General features: G+C 68.4%; 19 protein-coding genes. 13 read left to right on the top strand and 6 right to left on the bottom strand.

Annotation, left to right across the window (positions count from 1 at the left end):
- The first annotated feature begins 32 nt into the window (after window positions 1-32).
- The 4 genes from HPO96_RS14415 to HPO96_RS39890 all read left to right on the top strand — a co-directional run bounded on the left by HPO96_RS14415 (window position 33) and on the right by HPO96_RS39890 (window position 3,249).
- A complete protein-coding gene (locus tag HPO96_RS14415) occupies window positions 33-767 on the top strand; it encodes a 2-phosphosulfolactate phosphatase (RefSeq protein WP_171673951.1) in 735 nt (244 codons plus the stop codon).
- Between the two features lie 155 nt (window positions 768-922).
- Window positions 923-2,152 carry an MFS transporter gene (locus HPO96_RS14410; RefSeq protein WP_171673950.1) on the top strand — a complete coding sequence of 410 codons (1,230 nt, stop codon included), beginning with the start codon at window positions 923-925 and terminating at the stop codon, window positions 2,150-2,152.
- Window positions 2,153-2,233: 81 nt separating this feature from the next.
- Window positions 2,234-2,875, top strand: coding sequence for a DUF433 domain-containing protein (locus HPO96_RS14405; RefSeq protein WP_184999594.1), 642 nt, complete (start codon window positions 2,234-2,236; stop codon window positions 2,873-2,875).
- Window positions 2,785-3,249 (top strand): PIN-like domain-containing protein, encoded by a 465-nt coding sequence (locus HPO96_RS39890; RefSeq protein ID WP_171673949.1) that lies wholly within the window; start codon window positions 2,785-2,787, stop codon window positions 3,247-3,249. The genes HPO96_RS14405 and HPO96_RS39890 overlap by 91 nt, the downstream gene beginning before the upstream one ends.
- A 7-nt stretch (window positions 3,250-3,256) precedes the next feature.
- Here HPO96_RS39890 and HPO96_RS14395 read toward each other — a convergent pair whose 3' ends face one another.
- On the bottom strand, window positions 3,257-4,075 hold the full coding sequence (locus HPO96_RS14395; RefSeq protein WP_171673948.1) for an AraC family transcriptional regulator: 819 nt from the start codon (window positions 4,073-4,075) through the stop codon (window positions 3,257-3,259).
- Between the two features lie 54 nt (window positions 4,076-4,129).
- On the opposite strand from HPO96_RS14395, the gene HPO96_RS14390 reads away from it, so the two are divergent.
- On the top strand, window positions 4,130-4,618 hold the full coding sequence (locus HPO96_RS14390; RefSeq protein WP_171673947.1) for a VOC family protein: 489 nt from the start codon (window positions 4,130-4,132) through the stop codon (window positions 4,616-4,618).
- Window positions 4,619-4,892: 274 nt separating this feature from the next.
- Window positions 4,893-6,173 carry an adenylosuccinate synthase gene (locus HPO96_RS14385; RefSeq protein ID WP_171673946.1) on the top strand — a complete coding sequence of 427 codons (1,281 nt, stop codon included), beginning with the start codon at window positions 4,893-4,895 and terminating at the stop codon, window positions 6,171-6,173.
- A gap of 19 nt (window positions 6,174-6,192) precedes the next feature.
- On the opposite strand, the gene HPO96_RS14380 is transcribed toward HPO96_RS14385, so the two are convergent.
- Window positions 6,193-8,163 carry a protein kinase domain-containing protein gene (locus tag HPO96_RS14380; protein WP_171673945.1) on the bottom strand — a complete coding sequence of 657 codons (1,971 nt, stop codon included), beginning with the start codon at window positions 8,161-8,163 and terminating at the stop codon, window positions 6,193-6,195.
- 115 nt (window positions 8,164-8,278) lie between these two features.
- On the opposite strand from HPO96_RS14380, the gene HPO96_RS14375 reads away from it, so the two are divergent.
- Both HPO96_RS14375 and HPO96_RS14370 read left to right on the top strand, forming a co-directional pair.
- Complete coding sequence (locus HPO96_RS14375) at window positions 8,279-8,605, top strand: DUF1330 domain-containing protein (protein ID WP_171673944.1); 327 nt, start codon at window positions 8,279-8,281, stop codon at window positions 8,603-8,605.
- A 57-nt stretch (window positions 8,606-8,662) separates the two neighbouring features.
- The gene (locus HPO96_RS14370; protein WP_171673943.1) at window positions 8,663-9,262 is read left to right on the top strand and encodes a DJ-1/PfpI family protein; all 600 of its coding nucleotides are present in this window, start codon (window positions 8,663-8,665) and stop codon (window positions 9,260-9,262) included.
- Here the strand turns inward: HPO96_RS14370 and HPO96_RS14365 are convergent.
- Complete coding sequence (locus tag HPO96_RS14365) at window positions 9,246-11,297, bottom strand: sialate O-acetylesterase (RefSeq protein WP_171673942.1); 2,052 nt, start codon at window positions 11,295-11,297, stop codon at window positions 9,246-9,248. The two genes, HPO96_RS14370 and HPO96_RS14365, sit on opposite strands and share 17 nt — an antisense overlap.
- Window positions 11,298-11,423: 126 nt before the next feature.
- Entirely contained in the window at window positions 11,424-12,137 is a 714-nt protein-coding gene (locus HPO96_RS14360) for an SDR family oxidoreductase (RefSeq protein ID WP_238355128.1), read from the bottom strand.
- 83 nt (window positions 12,138-12,220) lie between these two features.
- Between HPO96_RS14360 and HPO96_RS14355 the strand changes: the two genes are divergently transcribed.
- Together HPO96_RS14355 and HPO96_RS14350 are read left to right on the top strand one after the other, a co-directional pair.
- Window positions 12,221-12,811: a TetR/AcrR family transcriptional regulator gene (locus HPO96_RS14355; RefSeq protein ID WP_171673941.1), complete on the top strand. Its 591-nt coding sequence runs from the start codon at window positions 12,221-12,223 to the stop codon at window positions 12,809-12,811.
- 22 nt (window positions 12,812-12,833) lie between these two features.
- Window positions 12,834-13,232, top strand: a complete 399-nt coding sequence (locus HPO96_RS14350) for a TIGR03618 family F420-dependent PPOX class oxidoreductase (protein WP_171673940.1) — start codon at window positions 12,834-12,836, stop codon at window positions 13,230-13,232.
- A 31-nt stretch (window positions 13,233-13,263) separates the two neighbouring features.
- On the opposite strand, the gene HPO96_RS14345 is transcribed toward HPO96_RS14350, so the two are convergent.
- The gene (locus tag HPO96_RS14345) at window positions 13,264-14,382 is read right to left on the bottom strand and encodes a glycoside hydrolase family 88 protein (RefSeq protein WP_171673939.1); all 1,119 of its coding nucleotides are present in this window, start codon (window positions 14,380-14,382) and stop codon (window positions 13,264-13,266) included.
- 345 nt (window positions 14,383-14,727) lie between these two features.
- Here HPO96_RS14345 and HPO96_RS14340 point away from each other — a divergent pair, with 345 nt between their 5' ends.
- Window positions 14,728-15,924, top strand: a complete 1,197-nt coding sequence (locus HPO96_RS14340; RefSeq protein WP_171673938.1) for an alginate lyase family protein — start codon at window positions 14,728-14,730, stop codon at window positions 15,922-15,924.
- A gap of 60 nt (window positions 15,925-15,984) precedes the next feature.
- Here HPO96_RS14340 and HPO96_RS14335 read toward each other — a convergent pair whose 3' ends face one another.
- Entirely contained in the window at window positions 15,985-16,815 is an 831-nt protein-coding gene (locus HPO96_RS14335; protein ID WP_171673937.1) for a siderophore-interacting protein, read from the bottom strand.
- A 111-nt stretch (window positions 16,816-16,926) separates the two neighbouring features.
- Between HPO96_RS14335 and HPO96_RS14330 the strand changes: the two genes are divergently transcribed.
- Both HPO96_RS14330 and HPO96_RS14325 read left to right on the top strand, forming a co-directional pair.
- Window positions 16,927-18,006 carry a FecCD family ABC transporter permease gene (locus HPO96_RS14330; protein ID WP_171673936.1) on the top strand — a complete coding sequence of 360 codons (1,080 nt, stop codon included), beginning with the start codon at window positions 16,927-16,929 and terminating at the stop codon, window positions 18,004-18,006.
- The gene (locus HPO96_RS14325) at window positions 18,003-19,046 is read left to right on the top strand and encodes an iron chelate uptake ABC transporter family permease subunit (protein WP_171673935.1); all 1,044 of its coding nucleotides are present in this window, start codon (window positions 18,003-18,005) and stop codon (window positions 19,044-19,046) included. The genes HPO96_RS14330 and HPO96_RS14325 overlap by 4 nt, the downstream gene beginning before the upstream one ends.
- Window position 19,047: the final 1 nt, after the last annotated feature.

Genomic DNA, 19,047 nt, shown 5'->3' with positions numbered 1-19,047 from the left:
CCGGTCTGGTCACCCGCGCGCAGGATGCGCGGGTGACCAGCCCATACGCGCAACATGGCTTCGGCGTCGGGTTCGATTGGGGCCCGGCCGGGGCGGACGCCGTCCCCGGTGACATCGTCGCGGTGGTCGACGTCCTGTCCTTCACCACTGCGGTGACGGTCGCGGCCGATCTCGGTATCGACGTCTATCCGTACCGCTGGCGGGACGAGACGGCAGTCGCGTACGCCGCGCAGCACGACGCCGCCCTGGCCGTCGGCCGCTCCCAGGCCGGGCCGGACGGCGTCAGCCTGTCACCGGTCACGATCAGGCGCGCGCAGAACCTGGAGAGGCTCGTTCTGCCCTCTCCCAACGGCTCCACGATCTCCCAACAGCTGAGCGCGACCGGTGCGACCGTGATCGCGGTATCACTGCGCAACCGGCTGGCAGCGGCTGAGTGGGTGCGACAGCGACCGGAGGCCCGGGTGACTGCGATCGCAGCTGGCGAGCGGTGGCGCGACGGGTCGCTCAGACCCGCAGTCGAGGACCTGTGGGGTGCTGGCGGGTTTCTGAGTGCACTGCGGCGTACTGACCTGTCGCCTGAGGCCGGAGCGGCCGTGGCGGCGTACGAGGCGGTTGCGAGCCAGCTCCCGACGCTTCTGCACGAATGCGCCGGCGGGCGCGAGTTGGCAGCGATCGGCTACGACGAGGACGTGCGGATCGCCGCGGAGCTCGACCAGAGCCGAGCCGTTCCGGTGCTCCAGGACGGTACGATGTTCCGGTCAACCTGAACGAACGAGATCTCTGCCCGTTGATATAGCCGGTAGGCGGCGTGCGTCCCCGCTTCCTGCCCGAGATATGGACGGTTGTCGGTGGATCGACAGGCCGGTGAAGCAGGACGCCCACGGCCGCGTCGCCGCCCCGGCGGGCAGCGGAAGGTCCCACCGTGCCGGCTCTCACCGGACGGATTGTCACGCCCACGTACGCCGAGGTGCTGCGGACACCGGGGGCGTTGAAGTTCTACCTCGCGGCCGCACCAGCTCGCATCGGTATCGCCATGACCAGCCTGGGCATCGTCTGGCTGGTACACGGCGCGACAGGCTCGTACGCCGTCGCAGGCAGCGTGACCGGCGGCTTCGCTGTCGCTGAAGCGTTGGCCGGACCGCAGGTCGCCCGACTGATCGACCGATACGGCCAGACCCGCATGCTGCCGATCACGCTGCTGATTCACGCAGCGACAGTGGCACTGCTCATCGGGCTCACCGTGAGTCAGGCCTCCCTGCCTGCGCTCATCACGGCCGGAGTGCTCGCCGGAGCATCACTGCCGCAGGTCGGCGCGCAGACCTCGGCCCGCTGGTCGCAGGCGCTGCGTGGCTCACCGCTCCTGTCCTCAGCCTTCGCGCTGGAGTCGCTGAGCGTCGGCATCTCCTTCATGGTCGGCCCACTCCTCATCGGCACAGTCAGCTCGCTGTGTAGTCCAGTCGCCGGTTCGGCGTTCGCCACGGGCCTCGTGCTCGTCGGTGGGTTCGCTCTCGCCGCGCAACGGCGTACGGCGCCGCCGCCCGTGCAGCGCGGCCAGCAGGTGAGCTCAAGTCCCCTGCTGCACAAGCGATTCCTCGCACTGGTCGGCACCAACATCGGCATCGGCCTCTTCTTCGGCAGCATGCAGGTTTCCGTCACCGCGTACGCCGTCGGCCGTGGTACGCCGTCCCTCGCCGGACCGCTCTACAGCATCACCAGTCTGGTCAGTCTGTTCGCCGGATTGGCCTACGGAGCAAGACGCTGGCGGATGCTCGCGCCGAACCAGTTCGTCACGGCGTTGAGTCTCCTGGCCGTCGCCACGATCCCACTGCTGTTCGTCAACCAGCCGTGGGCAGTAGGAGTCGCGTTAGCCCTTCCAGGGTTGGCGATTGCGCCCATCCAGACCCTCTCCTCAGTTCTGACCGAGGCGTCGGTGCAGCCCGCCGTACTGACCCAGGCGTTCACCTGGCTCAACTCCGGCGCCGCAGCCGGTATCGCACTCGGCGCCGCGTTAGCAGGTCGAATCGTTGACAACAACGCACCCCACTTCGGCTTCGCGGTCGCACTGACCGCCGCGGTCACCTGTGTGCTGATGGGGCTGACTGTGAAGTTCGGTGAACGGAAGATGGCGGCGGTTCGTGGCACCGTGACGTAGTTTTGTCGGCGAGGTCTGGAACACTTCGTGGCGAGGCATCCAGCGGGTGATCGCCGGAAAGAACTGGAGAGGAGAAGGCCGATGACGGACATCTACACGACGCCACTCCTCACTGCCCGGGAGGCGGCCAGGTATCTCAAGATGCCGGAGTCGACACTGGACACCTGGTTGTCGGCCGCTTCAGGCACACCGTTGGTGCACGCGGTCCGACCTGAGCGGCGGGGATGGCCGAGAGTTCTCTTCGTTGGGATCATCGAGGCCTACGTGTTGCGGACTCTTCGCGAAGAACTCGGATTCTCGATGCCGAGCATCAGACGGGCCGCCGACTTGGTCAGAGCCGAGTTCGGAGACACCTATGCGCTCGCAAGTGCGCGGATCGCCACTGATGGCATTGAGTTGTTTGTTCGCGTGGCTGATGAGTCTCTGGTGCGCGCGCCGGATAGGCAGGGTGCGTTTCCGGAGGTCCTGGCGGACTATCTGACCTACATCACCTGGGACAACGACGGTGCTCCGGCACGGCTCAAGCTTCCGCAGTATCCGGCCGAGGCCGAGGTCGTGATCGACCCACGCTTCGGCTGGGGTGGCCCCGTACTGGCCAAGACCAAGACTCCGGTCGAGGCGATGGTCTCACTGTGGAGGACCGGCGAGTCGATCAGTGTGGTCGCAGAGGAGTACGAACTTCCCGCGGATGTAGTCGAGAATGTCCTCCGCCAGGCAGCCTGAGGTTCTTCTTCGATCGGAGCCTCGGGAAGTCGTCGGCGAGTCGTCTTCGTGCCCATGGCTGGACAACTCACCTGATTGCCGAGTTCTATCCTGATGATGCAGCCAATGTTCCGGACGAAGTCTGGATCGCCGAAGGCTGCTCGCGGGGCTGGATTCTGCTGACCAAGGACAAGAAGATCCGGTACCGCGCCCAGGAACTCCAGGCGCTGGAGCGGGGCCAGTTGTTCTGTCTCGCGTCGGGCAACCTCCAACTCGAGCAGATGGCTCAGCGCTTCATCGATGCCGAGGGGGCGATCCTGCGGGCTGCTGCCAGGACGCCGGTCGGTTTCTGGCACGTGCTCGAGCACGGGCGAGTCACAAGGATGTGGCCCTAGCCCGCAATCAGCGGTACGTGGTCTGGCGCTCGGTAGCCGTTCGCGCGGCGTACTCCGCTGGGGTGAGACCGATCTGCTGCTTGAACTCCTTGGAGAAGTGCGCCTGGTCGAAGTAGCCGAGTGACGCCGACAGGTCGGCCAGCTCGGCTACTTCGCCGCGGGCGAGGAGTTCGGCGCCGTCGTGCAGGCGGTAGCGCTGGAGGACCCACTTGGGGCCGACGCCGACGTAGCGGCGGAAGAGTCGTTGCAGGGTGCGGATGGGGATGTCGAAACGGGCGGTGATCTCGTCTACGCGGGCCAGGCTGCGGTCGGTGGCCATTGCGGTGACGATGGTGCGGACCAGCTCGTACGACGGGTCCGGCGCTGCGAGGTGGTCGTGGAGGAACGCCTCGAAGACGGCGCGACGTCGGACGTCGGACTCCTCGGCGAAGACCAGGTCGGCGAGGCGGTCGCCGTCCGGGAAGACGTCGGTCAGCGGGACGACCTGGTCGCTGAGGGCGCCGACGTCCAGCCCGGTGATCGCACCGAAGCCGCCGGCCCAGAACTTCGCCCCGAAGACGCGGCCGCGGCCGATGAGCTGCCGCTCGAACTTGCGGGTGCAGACGCCGTTCACGAAGGCGCCGCCCGGCTGTTCGAAGGTGACGTTGACGCTGGGGTACGGCAGTACTTCGGCCGTGTACGGCTCGTCCAGCTCCCACTCGACGATCCAGTACCACTCGACGAACCGGGCCACCGCGGCGCCGGGGGCGAGCCGCTGCAGCGTGCGATGCCGGGCCTGCTCCTGCGGGTGCAGGATGCCCTTCTCGCTGTCGGACGGCTGCGTCAACGGCTGTCGCTTTCTTACAAGACCGGCGGTGCGGCCGAGAGATTGACTGAACACATGACGCAGAACACGGTAAACCCCATCCCCGACGGTTATCACTCGCTCACGCCGTACCTGGCCGTGCCCGACGGGCCGGCGGCGATCGCGTTCTACCAGGAGGTGTTCGGCGCGGAGGTGGTCAGCCGGCAGGACCTGCCGGACGGACGTGTCGGCCAGGCCGAGCTGCGCTTCGGGAACTCGATGTTGCAGCTGAGCGACCAGATGCCGCAGTTCGGGCTGCGGGCGCCTACCGGCGAGTGGGTGCACTCGTCGCTGGTCCACTACGTGCCGGATGTCGACGCGGTGTTCGCGAAGGCGGTCGCGGCCGGAGCGAAGCCGGTCGAGCCGGTGTCGACGTTCATGACCGGCGACCGGTACGGCACGGTCATCGACCCGTTCGGGCACCGCTGGGCGATCCTGACGAAGGTCGAGGACGTCTCGAAGGAGGAGGCCGATCGGCGGGTCAAGGAATGGCTTGATTCAAACCCCGAAGAGCTGAAGGCATAAGACTTGTGCTTCCTCATAAGGAAGCGGCCCGCCGGAACCGTCCCCTGCGGCAGTTTCGGCGGGCCGCTGACTAAGAGTGTGCACGTGATTACGCGGATCCGCAAGCCGCAAAGTGATGAAACACTTACTTGAAGTGGTCGTTCCAGGTCCGTGGACGACGAAACGGGCGGGTGGACCGGCGTCCGGTAGGCTTTGGCCGCAAGAGCCTGGAAGCGTTGCCGGTTGAACGATCGGTGAACGTCTCCGGGCTTCACCGTTTCAGAGGAGGGCTGAAATGCCCGCAATCGTGCTCGTCGGCGCCCAGTGGGGCGATGAGGGCAAAGGCAAAGCGACCGATCTGCTCGGCAACACGGGCGAGGTCATCGACTACGTGGTGAAGTTCAACGGCGGCAACAACGCCGGCCACACGGTCGTGATCGGCACCGAGAAGTACGCGCTGCACCTGCTGCCGAGCGGGATCCTGACCCCCGGGGTGACGCCGGTGATCGGCAACGGGGTCGTCGTCGACCTCAGTGTGCTGTTCGAGGAGCTGGAGGCGCTCCAGGCCCGCGGCGTCGACACGTCCCGGCTGGTGGTCAGCGCGAGCGCGCACCTGATCCCGCCGTACAACCGGACCCTCGACAAGGTCGCCGAGCGGTTCCTCGGCAGCCGCAAGATCGGGACGACGGGGCGCGGGATCGGCCCGACGTACGCCGACAAGATGAACCGGATCGGCATCCGCGTCCAGGATCTGTACGACGAGAAGATCCTGGAGCAGAAGGTCTCCGGCGCGCTCGAGCAGAAGAACCAGCTGCTCGTGAAGGTGTACAACCGGCGCGCGGTCGAGGTTCGCGAGGTCGTCGACGAGCTGCTGCAGTACGCCGAGCGCCTGCGCCCGATGGTCGCCGACACCAGCCTCCTGCTGAACAAGGCGCTCGACGACGGCAAGACCGTGCTGATGGAGGCGGGCCAGGCCACGCTGCTGGACGTCGACCACGGCACCTACCCGTTCGTCACGTCGTCCAGCGCGATCTCCGCGGGCGCCTGCACCGGCACCGGCATCCCGCCGACCCGGATCGACCGCGTGATGGCCGTCGTGAAGGCCTACACCACCCGCGTCGGCGAAGGCCCCTTCCCGACCGAGCTGCTGGACGCCGACGGCGAGTGGCTCCGCCAGCAGGGCTTCGAGTTCGGCACGACGACCGGCCGCCCGCGCCGCTGCGGCTGGTACGACACCGTCATCGCCCGGTACGCCGCCCGCGTCAACGGCGTCTCCGACTTCGTCCTCACCAAACTCGACACTCTCACCGGCCGCGCCAAGATCCCGGTCTGCGTCGCCTACGACGTCAACGGCACCCGCCACGACGAGATGCCGATGACCCAGACCGACTTCCACCACGCGAAGCCGATCTACGAAGAGTTCGACGGCTGGTCCGACGACATCACCACCTGTCGCTCCTTCGAAGACCTCCCCAAAGAGGCCCAGACCTACGTCCGCGCCGTCGAGTCCCTCAGCGGCGCCCGCATCTCCGCCGTCGGCGTAGGCCCCGAACGCAGCCAAATGGTCCAGCTCTGACCGCGCCGCGGCCTCCTCGTCACTTGCCGATGAGGGGGAGGTCGCGGATCAGGGGGGCTTGGCGGAGGTCGTCGAAGGTGGGGCGTTCGAATTTGGGGGTTTGGACGGGGGTGCGGGCCCAGGGGTCGCCGGCGCCTTGGGTGGCTTCGTAGAAGGCCCAGCTGCCGCCTGCGAGGAGGAGGACGGCTGTTGCCGAGGCCAGCCAGCGGGGGCGGAAGAGGTTGCGGGCGGTGATGTGGGCGCCGCGGCGGAGGGAGCTGCCGCCGGGGCCCCACCAGGCGGTGAAGAGGGCGGTCAGGGCGGCGGCGCCGAAGCCGACGGCGGAGAGGGGCCGCCAGTCGAGGCCTTGGGCGGTAGCGGCGATGGCCGTCACGATGCTGCCTACTACGGCGCCCATGAGGAGGGGGAGTAGGAGGCAGACCAGGGTGATCAGGGCTGCCGCTACTAGTTGGGCCGGGGAGGAGGCGACGGCTACGACGCCGTCGGACTTGCCGGCGCGACCGCGGACCTGACGGCGGCGCATCAGGGCTGTGCTGCCGCGGTCGACGGTGCGGGCCACTACTAGGAAGACTGCGGCCACTAGCGAGCCCGCTAGTGGGAAGAGCGCGATCAGGCCGGCGAGGGCGATCATGAAGCCGACGACGACCGCGGTGCGCTTTCCGGTCGCGGGGGCGCGCTCGGCCGGCTTCGGCTCGACTGCGCGCTGCTCATAGGGGACTACGGCCTTCGGCGTGCCCACGACCGGCTGGTACGGCGATGTCGGCGGCTGGTACAGCTGTGGCGCAGTCTGGTACGGCTGTTGGTACGGCAGGGGCATAGCGGGCGGGGCGGCCGCGAGTGGCGCCGGGCTGTACGTCGCCGGGTGCGTGGCAGCCGGAGCCCCTGCAGCAGCACCCGCTGCGGCAGTCTTGGCGGCCTTACGCGCCGCTGCGGCGTCACGGACCTTGTCGGCGAGCGGAGCGAACGCCGAGAGCGGCGGAATGACCGGAGGGACGAGGTTGGCCACCTCGGTCGGGCTGGGCTCCGGGTCGGTCTCCGGTGGCGTGATCTCGGTGACGGCGTCGTCGGGCGACGAGGTGGGCAGAACGCGCGTCATCTGCCGCGTCGGGGGATGCGTCGCGACGGTCGCCGTCATCGACGCCCGCGGCGGCAGTGCGTCGCGGCCCTCGGCGTAGCGGGTCAGACCGGCCATGATCTCGTCCTGCGTCGGGCGGTCCGCCCGCTTCGGCGCAAGGGCGGCGGCCAACAGGGTCTTGAGCCGCGGGTCCATGCCCTCGAGATCGACCTGTCCGGTGTGCACGCGGTGCAGCACGGCTTCGAACGGGCCTTTGCCGAACGGACGGCGTCCGGTCGCGGCGAAGGTGACGGTGGCCGCCCAGCCCCACCAGTCGGCGGACTCCGAGACGTCTTCACCCTCGATGAGCTCGGGAGCGAGGTAGCCGGGCGTTCCGATCACCAGACCGGTCTGGGTGAGCCGTAGGTCGTCGGCGGCCTGGGCGATGCCGAAGTCGATCATCACCGGCTTGCCGTTCAGCATCATCACGTTGCCGGGCTTCAGGTCACGGTGGATCACGCCGACGGCGTGGATCGCCTGCAGCGACTCGGCGAGGCACCCCGCCAGCGGCAGCCACTTCCGCGGGGTCAGCGGGCCGCGGTCGTCGACCTGCTCGTCCAGCGGGCGGCCGGGCACGAAGCGCGTGACCAGGTACGGACGGTCGCCCTCCAGGTCGTGGTCGAGGATGCCGGCCACACCGGGGTGGCTCACCTTCTGCAGTGTGCTCGCCTCGCGCTGCAACCGCGCACGGGCCGTCTCGTCGTGCGCTACGTGCGGCCGCAGCACCTTGAGCGCGACCTCTTGCCGCTCCGGCCCTTCGGCCAGGTAGACGACACCCATCCCGCCCTGGCCGAGCCGACGGATCAACCGGTACGGGCCGACCCGCTCCTCCACCTTCTCGACAGGTGAAGACGACGGTCCCCCTGTGACTGACATGCCATCGACTGTACGTCGGCAGCAGACCAATCGGGACCTCATGACGTCGGAGGTAATCGCCGAAACGCGTTCCGCGACCGACTCTGGTGAAACCAACCACCGAGGAGGACCCCGAATGACCCACTACGCGATCGCCAACCTGCGCAACGTCGTCGTCGGCGCGGACATCGTCGAGTACCTGCAGCGGATCGACGCGACGCTGGCGCCGTACGACGGCCACTTCGTCGTCCACGGCCACCAGCCCGAACTGCTGGAGGGTGAGTGGGACGGCACGCTGATCGTGATCGAGTTCCCCGACCTGGCCAGCGTGCGCGGCTGGTACGACTCCGCGGCCTACCAGGAGATCCTGCCGCTGCGCACCGCGAACTCCGACGGCGTCGCGATGATCGTCGAAGGCGTCGACCGGACCCACCGCGCCACCGACGTACTGGCCACATCTTGATGGATGTCGGCCATCCGGTCACTGGCCCGGCCGCCGCCGATCGCGTTGGCTGAACCCATGCGAATCGAGATCGTGGTCTTCGACGGCGTCGACGAGATGGACGTGATGGGCCCGTTCGAGGTGTGGAGCCACGCAGCGAAGCGCACCGACCTCGAGTTGGCGCTGGTCGGTGCGGACGGCCCGCAGGACGTCACCGGGATGAACGGGCTGCAGTTCCGGGCGCCGGGCGGACTCGGCACTCCGGATGCGCTGTTCGTCCCAGGCGGCGGCTGGATGAATCGTGCCGAGCACGGCTCGTGGGCCGAGGCGCGCAGCGGGCGCTTGGCCGAGCGCATTGCCGAGGTGGCGCCGGGCCTGCGCTGGATCGGCTCGGTCTGCACCGGCTCGATGCTGCTCGCCGAGGCCGGTCTGCTCAAGGGCCGACCGGCCACGACGAACCGCAGTGCATGGGACGAGCTGGCGACGCACGGCGTCGACGTCAAACAGAACCGGGTGGTCGACGACGGCGACGTTCTGACCTCCGGTGGCATCACCGCCGGTATCGATCTGGCGCTGTACGTCGTCGAACGTCAGTACGGCGTACAGACAGCAGACGGGATCGCGGCCACGATGGAGTACACCCGTGACCGCGATGTCCTGATCACACAGGCAGTCTGAAGGCGAGCAGTCCGGTACCGATGGCGTTCGTGATCGCCGGTCCGGCGCCGTTGTGGCTCAGGTAGCTCAGAGCGGTCACTCCGGTGGCCGGCCCGGACAGGGTGAGCACCAAGGTGCCGGACTGGTAGGCGACCGACGAGACGGTCACAGCAGCGCCCTCGACGCGGAAGGTGGCAGCGGCACCAGCCGGCACGGCCAGCGCGTCCGTGGTCCGCAGCTTCACGACGAGCTGAGAGCCGTTCGCAGTAACGGATGTCGGGTTCGGAGCAGCCACTCCGGCCGACGGGCCGCCGTACAGGTCGCGGGCGATGACAGCGAAGTTGTGGTCGCCCAGATCGCGGTAGCCGCCGATGTAGGCGTAGTGACAGCCGTCGTGACCAGGCAGGCCGTTGGTGGAGAGTACGGTGACGCCGTCGGTGTCGCCGAGCGCCCGCTGCGCTTCCCGCAGGTTGATGCTGGTCGAGTTGCCGCACGGCGACGTCCGCACCTGGTGCACGTAGTAGCGGGCCGCAGTACCGAAGTCGGAGCGCCAGTCCGCTAGCAGAGCGCGGAAGCCGTTCACATGCACCGCGGCGTTGTCATTGTCGCTCTCACCCTGGTACCAGAGCACCCCGCGCACCGAACCGATCACACCGGCCGCCTTGAGCCGCTGACGCAGCCGGCCGTAGTTCGTGCCGAGGTCATCCGGACTCGCGTCGTTCCGCTGGAAGAAGCTGATCGGCTGACCGCCGTGCGCACCCTGCACGATCGCCACCGGCACCTTGTATGTGTCGACGATCCGCCGTCCCATCCGGATGGCCCACTGCCCAGCCGAGCCGGACTGGTTCGTCACATCACCAGTCGCGTAATGCCAAGCCCGATCCGCACCAGAGATGTTGCCGTCGGACGTCGGCGTACCGAAGCTCCGCAGGTACGGCGACTCCTCCGCGTTCGCCGCCCCGTTGAACCGTGCCGCCTCCGCATTCGACTGCCCCTGGACGACGAAAACATCGCCCGAGACCACACCAGTACGCCGAGCCACCACACGGTTGAAGCCGGTGCCGACTGCGCGCAGTTCGAAGCTGTACTCCTGCAGCGCCGCGTTGATCCGCGGTGTGAACCGGAAGTCCCGGTTGCGGGAGGTGTACGTGTCGGTGTGCCCATTGCTACTGACCCGCAGCTGGACCTCACTGACCTGCGCACTGGTGATTCGCCCAGCCACCGGCACGTTCGCGCCGTTCCGGCTGTCCCGCGGGACCAACTGCCGGTCCTGCGGCGATTCACTCAACGAGACCACCGACGTGCGCACAAACGCAGTCAGCTTGCGCTGGCTGTACCGGGCCGCGTTGTTCGCGAACGTCCAGTCCGGCTGCCCGGCTGAGTTCGTACCGATCCCGATCGACAGCGGTACGTCGGTGCCCTGCGTGAACGAGTTGATCCCGAACACAGTCTTCGCAGCGACGTTGGACGGGCGTCCCGGCCCGACCTGTGCGATCTGGAACGACCCGTATGCGCCGTTGGTCGGACTGTCATCGGTGTCGAAGGTGATCGGCGAGCTGTTCGCCACCTGGGTGCTGCTGGCTTCGGCGTACGTGTTCGGCCACATCTCCAGGTAGCCGGTCTGTCCGGTCCCACTGGTCACGTTCGGCACGTTCGACGCCACATCGAGGTCGTCGACCCGCTGACGGACCAGCTGCCCAGCCTTGGTCGGTACGCCGATCGCCCGCGCGTCCGTCGAGAACGGCTCCATCGCCGTCCAGACCCGCTGCAGACCGTCCGGCCCGTTCAGCTCCAGGCAGTAGCCGACCCGGTCGAAGTTCGCACCGATCTCGGTACGCCGGTCAAGTGTGTACGGCAGCTCCTTGTCGACCCATCCGGCCCGCTCGGGCAGGTCGACCTGCAGCACCGGCGTGAAACCGGCGGACTGGGCCGCACACCCAGCTCCTGGATCACCCAGCAGCGGAGCGGGCGCAGGCGGCCGGACGGCGTGCGCTGTGGCGACCGAAGCGACGACTGTCGCTCCGATCGCGACGAAGGATGCGAGACGGCGAGGCATGGACGGACCTCCTGGGGCGGCGGGGTGTCAGGCACCTTGGTAGGTCACATCGACACCCGGCCGCCGCAGTGCGACCGCCGTCCTGCGGTCAGCGGTCCCAATCGTGCGCCCAGCGGACATACGTTGTCAGTTCCGCAGGAGCTCTGGATAAGTCTCGGTGAGATCGCGCGACGCCCGGGCCTTGGCGCCGCGCGCGGTGTCGTCCGCGAGCACTTCGTACGCTCCGGACTCGATCCCGTCGAGGGCCTGCCGGGCGATGTCGGCCGGCTGCGCCTTGGGGGCGGTGACGGCGGTGGTCATGTCGGTGTCGACGTACCCCATGTGCAATCCGGTGACACCGATGCCACGGTTCAGCAGCTCCAGCCGGAGCGCGTTCGTCTGCAGCCAGAGCGCCGCCTTGGTCGCGGAGTACGCGCCGTGCCGGCCGACCCAGGACAGCGCCGAGTGCGCGTTCAGGATGTGGCCGCCGCCGTTGCGCTCGATGATCGGCACGAAGGCCCGGGTGACCTCGAGCGGGCCGATGAAGTTCGCCTCGAAGACGGCCCGGACCTCGTCGGCCGTCGCGCCCAGGTAGGTGTCCGGCGCGCCCGCGCCGGCGTTGTTGATCAGCACCGTGACATCCGGCGCGGCCGCGGCCAGCGCGGCGATCGAGGCCGCATCGGTGACCTCCAGCGGCAGCGGGACGACGCGCGGGTCGTCGCTGGGCTGCGGCGTCCGGGCGGTTGCGTAGACCTTGGCCGCGCCCCGGCCGAGCAGATCTGCCACCAGCGCCTTGCCGATCCCGCGCTGGCCGCCTGTGACGAGCACGACAGCACCTTCGAGTGAGGTCATTCCGAACATCTCCCAAGCGTAGAAACCGATCTGTTTCCAGTACAGTAAACCGATCGGTTTCAAACTTCAAATCCACCCGGTACCCTCGTCGTATGAGCACCTCGGCGACACCCCGCGAGCGTCTTCTCGAGGCCGCGGGCGAACTCTTCTACAGCGACGGCGTGAACATCGGTGTGGATGCGCTCTGCAAGGCCGCCGGGGTCTCGAAGAAGTCGATGTACCAGCTGTTCCGCTCCAAGGACGAGCTGATCGCCGAGAGCCTGGCCAGCCGCGGCCCGCTCTACGAGGCGATGCTGCGCCCGGGCCCGGAGGACGACCGCCCGCCGCGGGACCGGATCCTGGCCGTTTTCGAGCGCCAGGACGATATCGTTGCCGAAGGCAATTTCCTGGGCTGCCCGTACGTCGCCACCGCGGTCGAGCTGAAGGACCCGGAGCACCCCGGCTCGGTGGTCGCGCGGCACTTCAAGCAGCAGCTGACCGACTTCTTCCACCGCGAGCTGCTGAAGGCCGGCGCCGACGACGCGGCCACGCTCGCCATCCAGCTGACGATGATCTACGACGGCGGCGCCGCCCGGGCCGTCGTCCGCGCCCAGGAGCTCGGCGGGATCGGCGTCCGGACGGCGATCGCGCTACTGGACGCCGCCGGCGTCCGCGCCCCGGAGTTCGCCGCCCACCTGAGCTGAGCCGCGGGTAGGGTCTCGCGCTGTGGAGATCCCCGCGGAATTCAACGACCTGCTGACGTCGACGGCGATCGCGGTCGTGGGCACGATCGGTAAGAGCGGCGAGCCGCAGATCACGCCGCAGTGGTTCCTCTGGGACGGCGAACAGGTCCGGATCAGCCTGGTCGAGGGTCGGCAGAAACTCCGCAACCTCCGGCGGAATCCGGCCATTTCGGTACTGGTCGTCGACCCGGCCCGGCCGACGTTCTACGTCGAGCTGCGCGGCCGGATCGACGCACTGACGCCCGACCCCGAGCTCGCGCTCGAGAAGGCGATCGCCACCAAGTACGTCGGCGCCTGGGCGGACGTCGAGCCGCCGGGCACCCCGCGGTACGCCGCGGCCGTCGTCGTCGAGCGGATCACCCAACAGCTCGGCCACCCGTAGGGGCCCAGGCGGGCCTGGGCCCCCGCGGGGATCAGTTCGTCAGCAATGCGAGCTCGGCGCCTGCGAGCAGGAATGCGCCGACGCCGAAGTCTGCCGTCGACTCGTAGTTGACCGGCTGGTTCGACTCCGGCCGGTCACCGACCTTCTGCACGTAGCCGAGGAAGCCGTCCGGGTGGACGGCGGTCTGCACCATTCCGTTCCAGGCCCGGGCCGCCATCGGCAGGTAGGTCACCGACGACAGTAGGCCGGCGCGCACGGCGTACGCCGTCGAGTACGCGAAGAACGCCGTCCCGCTGGTCTCCGGCCCGGGGAGGTGCTGCGGGTCGGCCAGGTTGACGTTCCAGAAGCCGTCCGAGCGCTGGATCGACCGCAACGAACCCACCAGTTGCGTCAGGCCGGTCTTGTACTCGGCGACATTGGCCTGATCGGCCGGCAGCGCCTTCAGGGTCTTCACGTGACCGGCCGCGACCCAGCCGTCGCCACGCGACCAGATCACCGGTTTCCCGTTCGGGGACAGGATTCCGGTCGGCAGGAAGCGTTCGTCGCGGTACCACAGTCCGCTCGACGGGATCCACAGTCTCCGGCTCCGCTTGCTGTGGTTGTAGAGCTGGTAGACCTTCGTCCAGTACGCCGGATCGCCACGCAGGCGGCCGATCCGGGCGAACGGCGGCATCGCCATGTGCAGTGCGTCGCACCACCACCAGTCGTCGATCTTGCTGCTGTTCACCATCCGGCTCAACGTTTCCGTTGCCGCGGTCAACTTGTTCGCCGACGGCTCGAGGTCGTAGAGATCCAGGTAGGTCTGGATGCAGTTGTGGTTGTCGGCGTGCCGGGTGCTGACGCCGCCGGGGATGCCGTAGTTGTGCCGCTCGGCCCAGGCGCGCGCGTAGTTCAGGTAGCGCACCTCGCCGGTCAGCTTGTGGGCCGCCATCAACCCGCTGAAGAAGGTCGCGCGGGCCCAGCCGTTGTCGCCGGAGTTGCTGTGGGTGGCGATCCAGTGGTCCGCGACCCGGCGGACCACGGCAACGATCGAAGCCCGCGACGGCAGGCTGCTCGGGGGCGGCGCGGCGGCCGCGCTGGTGATTACAGAGGGTAGCGCCGGGGCGGCCATGACTGCGGTTCCAACGGTCAGGAACTGACGTCTTTTCATGGGACAAATCCTCACTTTGTTCCACTGAACTGGGAAGAAACGGTCAATCGTTCCAGCGTGAAGTAATGCCTGCTGAGATGTTGACGCGCTTACGGTCCGTCGTCAAACTTCCGAAAAGACTCTGCGGATGAAGTGCCCCGGGGCGGGTGTCCCTCGGCGCTTGCGGCGCCCAGGCACGCACCTCGCGGCACCGGAGAGAAGGCCACGATGCTCCGCATCGAAACCTCCTCTCCGGCACCACGATGCACGCACCTGAACACCGCAATCGCTCGAGCTACACCCACCTCGCGGCACTTGGGGGGAGCCGCAGAGCCTTCCGCCCCCGAGGAAGCAAGGAACCCGCCCATGAGAGTGAAGTCTGTTCTCCTGGCTGTCGTCAGTGCCGGTCTGGTGGCCGGCGCTTTGAGCAGCCCAGCAACTGCGAAGCCGGTCGCGGCCGGGCCGGCTGAGGCGCCGGCTGTCTTCGCGCACCCGGGCGTCGGCGTCAGCCGCGCGCAGCTGGACTTCGTGAAGGCCAAGGTGCAGGCCGGCGCGCAGCCGTGGACGAACGCCTACAACCAGGCCCGGAACAGCGCCTACGGGTCGTTGTCGCGGACGCCGAAGCCGCGTGCGGTGGTCGAGTGCGGCCCGGTCTCGAACCCCAACAACGGCTGCACCGACGAGCGGCAGGATGCGATCGCGGCGTACACGACCGCGCTGGTCTGGTACATCTCCGGCGACGTGCGGTACGCGCAGAAGTCGATCCAGTTGATGGACGCGTGGTCGGCGACGATCCGCGATCACACCAACAGCAACGCCCCGCTGCAGACCGGCTGGTCGGCGGCGTCCTGGCCGAAGGCGGCCGAGATCATCAAGCACGCTTACGGAAACTGGCCGAACTCGGGCCGGTTCGCGACGATGCTGCGCAACGTCTACGTGCCGGAGATCATCAACGGCTCGAACTCCAACGGCAACTGGGAACTGGTCATCATCGAGGCCCTGCAGGGGATCGGCGTCTTCCTGGAGGATCGGGCGATCTATGACAAGGCGATCTCGCTGTTCGCGAACCGGGCCCCGGCGTACGTGTACCTGGAATCCGACGGCGCGCTGCCGAAGACGGTGCCGAGCCAGAACCTGAACACCCGCGACAAGATCGTCAACTACTGGCAGGGCCAGGGCACGTTCGTCACCGGTCTGACTCAGGAGACCTGTCGCGACTTCACCCACGCCGGCTACGGCATCTCGTCGATCTCGCACGTGCTGGAGACCGCCCGGATCCAGGGCATCGACATGTACCCGCAGTACGGCGAGCGGCTGCGCCAGGCGCTCGGTTTCCAGTCCAAGTGGGAGCGCAACCTGGAGCCGGTGCCGTCCTGGCTGTGCGGCGGCGCGCTGAAGCGCGGCCTCGGCCCGACCACCGAGGTCGGCTACAACGCGCTGCACACCCGGCTCGGGATCGCGATGGCGAACACCCAGGTGATCACCGAATCGCGCCGTCCGGCCGGTACGAACGCCTTGTTCGTCGCGTGGGAGACGCTCACCCACGCGGAGAACCCGTCCTGAGGTAGCAGACTCAGGACACCAGGCGGTCCGGAGAAGCTACGGGCTTCTCCGGACCGCCTGTCAGTCGTCGATCGCCTCGCCGCGTTTCCAGTAGCCCTGGAAGGAGATCGCGGCCTTCGGCAGCCCGACCACGTTGACCAGATGCCGGCGCACCGCCTTGATCATCGCGGATTCGCCGGCCACCCAAGCGAAGTCCAGGCTCTCGGCGAGCCCGGCCGACTTGAGGGCCTCAAGCAACGGAATCGATTCGTCCGCGGGCGCGGTGACCCAGACGACGTCCGCCGTTCCGGGTGTCGGCATCGGGCGGATGTCGCGCTGGTCGGGAACCTGCGCGAGCACGGTCGCGTGGACGTCGGCCGGCAGCTGTTCGAGGATGCCGGTCAGCGCGGGGAGTGCGGTCTCGTCCGCGACCAGGAGCCGATGCCGACTGGACGCCGGGGGCACGTAGTCCACTCCGGAGTTCAGCAAGCCCTTGCGGCTGGTGGTGTCGACCGCGAACGGCAGCAACATGCCGATCTCCTGGCCGAGCTCGACGGCGGTCGCCCAGGCCGAGGCCGGCCCGTTGACGCCGTGCAGGACGAACTCGATATCGAGCTCGCCGGCCTCGGGGCGCAGCGCGCGAATCGTGTACGTGCGCATGATGAAACGGTCCGTAGCCGGCTGGGCGCACCATTCGGCGTACCACTCGGGGCCGGACGGCAGCTTCGTCCGGGCGCCGTTCGGCGGCGGCAGCAGGATCTTGATCCGCTGATCGGGACCGGCGGTGACGGCCTCGGTCAGCCGCGGCGCGACGAAGGTCACGCGCCGCAGGTGCGGGCTCAGATCCTCGACGGCGGACACGGTCACGAACAGCGAATCGAACACGATCGGCCGGTCGGCAACTGCGGTCATTCCGGTTCTCCCCAACAGCGCATGGCGGACTCAGGTGCGGGCCGATCCACGGCCGGGTTATTCTGAGGCAACCTGCAGGTTAGCCTTACCTAAGAGGATTCCGAAACCCTGATGCCACCGCCCAGTGCTGCCGTCGATGCGGCCGGTCGTGACTCGACCGCCGCCGACGCGCCGTCGCGTCCGCGCCGGACCCGGGGGGCCACGCTGGCGCTCGGGCTGGTCGTCTGCGTCGCGCTGCTGGCCCTGATCACCTTGCTCAGCATCGCGATCGGCTCCAAGCAGATCCCGTTGTCGACGGTGATCGATGCCCTGCGCCACTACGACGAGTCGAACACCGATCACGTGATCGTGCACTCACTCCGCGTGCCCAGAACGGTGATCGGCCTGCTCGTCGGCGCTGCGCTCGGCCTGTCCGGCGCGCTGATGCAGGGCGTCACCCGGAACCCGCTCGCCGATCCCGGCATCCTTGGCGTGAACGGCGGCGCCGCGCTGTTCGTTGTCGGCGGCATCTACTTCTTCGGGCTGTCCAGCCTGACGGCGTACGTCTGGCTCGCGTTCGTCGGCGCGGCGGCGGCCTCGGTGGCGGTGTACTTCCTCGGCTCACTCGGTCGCGAAGGCGCCACTCCGGTCAAACTCGCGCTCGCGGGCGCGGCGATGACCGCGATGCTCGGCTCGCTGACGACCGCGCTGCTGATCGGCGACGTCAACACCTTCGACCAGTACCGGTTCTGGTCGGTCGGCTCGCTGGCCGGCCGCGGCGCGGACATCGCCGAGCAGGTGGCGCCGTTCGTGCTGGTCGGGATCGCGCTCGCGCTGGTCTCCGGCCGGGTGCTCAACGCGCTGTCCCTCGGCGACGAGGTCGCGAAGTCGCTCGGGCAGCGGGTCGGCCTGGCCCGGCTCTTCGTTGCGGTCGTCGTCGTCCTGCTCTGCGGCGCCGCGACCGCGGCCGCCGGGCCGATCGGCTTCATCGGGCTGACGATTCCGCATGTCGCGCGCCTGGTCACCGGGCCCGACTACCGGTGGATCCTGCCGTATTCGATGCTGCTGGCCCCGATCCTGCTGCTCGGCTCGGATGTGATCGGCCGCGTCATCGCGCTGCCCGGCGAGCTGCAGGTCGGCATCGTGACCGCGGTGATCGGCGCGCCGTTCTTCATCGCGCTCGTCCGGCGACGGAAGTTGGCAGACCTGTGACGACCACGGCCGAAGCAGTCCAGCTGATCACCCGGGCCCGCGCGGCCCGGCACGCGCGCAACGTCGTGGTCCTCGTCGTCCTCGGCGTCCTGGTGTTCGCGACCTTCTGCGTCTCGCTGTCACTCGGTGATTTCAAGATCCCGGTCGTCGACGTCGTGAAGACGCTGTTCGGCGGCGGTGACAAGGCCACCGAGTTCATCGTGAACCGGCTGCGCCTGCCGCGCGCCCTGACCGGCCTGATGGTCGGCGCCGCGCTCGGCATGTCCGGCGCGATCTTCCAGAGCATCGCCCGCAACCCGCTGGCCAGCCCCGACATCATCGGCGTCACGTACGGCGCCAGCGCGTTCGCGGTCTTCGCGATCGTGACGCTCGGGCTGACCGGCGCCGCGGTCTCCGGGCTCGCGATCGTCGGCGCGATCCTGACGGCGTTCATCATGTACGTGCTCGCCTGGCGGCATGGGGTGTCGAGTTACCGGCTGATCCTGATCGGGATCGGGATCGGCGCGATCGCGACCAGCCTCACGTCGTACCTGCTGACCAAGGCGCGGGTCGAGATCGCCCAGCAGGCGCTGATCTGGCTGACCGGCTCGCTGAACGGCCGGGACTGGTCGAACGTGCGGGCGATGGCGATCACGCTGGTGGTGACGGTGCCGCTGGTGGTGATCCTGGTCCAGCGGCTGCGGATCCTGCAGTTGGGCGACGAGACGGCGTACGGGCTCGGCTTGAAGGTGGAGAGCTCGCGGCTCGGGCTGATCGTGGTCGGCGTCCTGCTGGCCGCGGTCGCGACGGCCGCGGCCGGTCCGATCGGGTTCGTCGCGTTCGTGGCGCCGCCGATCGCGCGCCGGATCACCCGGTCGCCGGGGCCGGCGATGATCGCGTCCGCGCTGATCGGCGCGCTGGTGATCGCACTGTCGGACCTGATCGCGCAACACGCCTTCGGCGAGACGCAACTGCCGGTCGGTGTGGTGACCGGCGTCGTGGGCGCGCCGTACCTGATGTTCCTGCTGGCTCGGGCCAACCGGGTGGGAAGTGGCGGCTGAG

This window comes from Kribbella sandramycini, from assembly GCF_013131805.1.
Taxonomy (GTDB): domain Bacteria; phylum Actinomycetota; class Actinomycetes; order Propionibacteriales; family Kribbellaceae; genus Kribbella; species Kribbella sandramycini.
The sequence above is the reverse complement of the archived record's forward strand: the minus strand, read 5'-3'. Positions and strand labels throughout refer to the sequence as shown.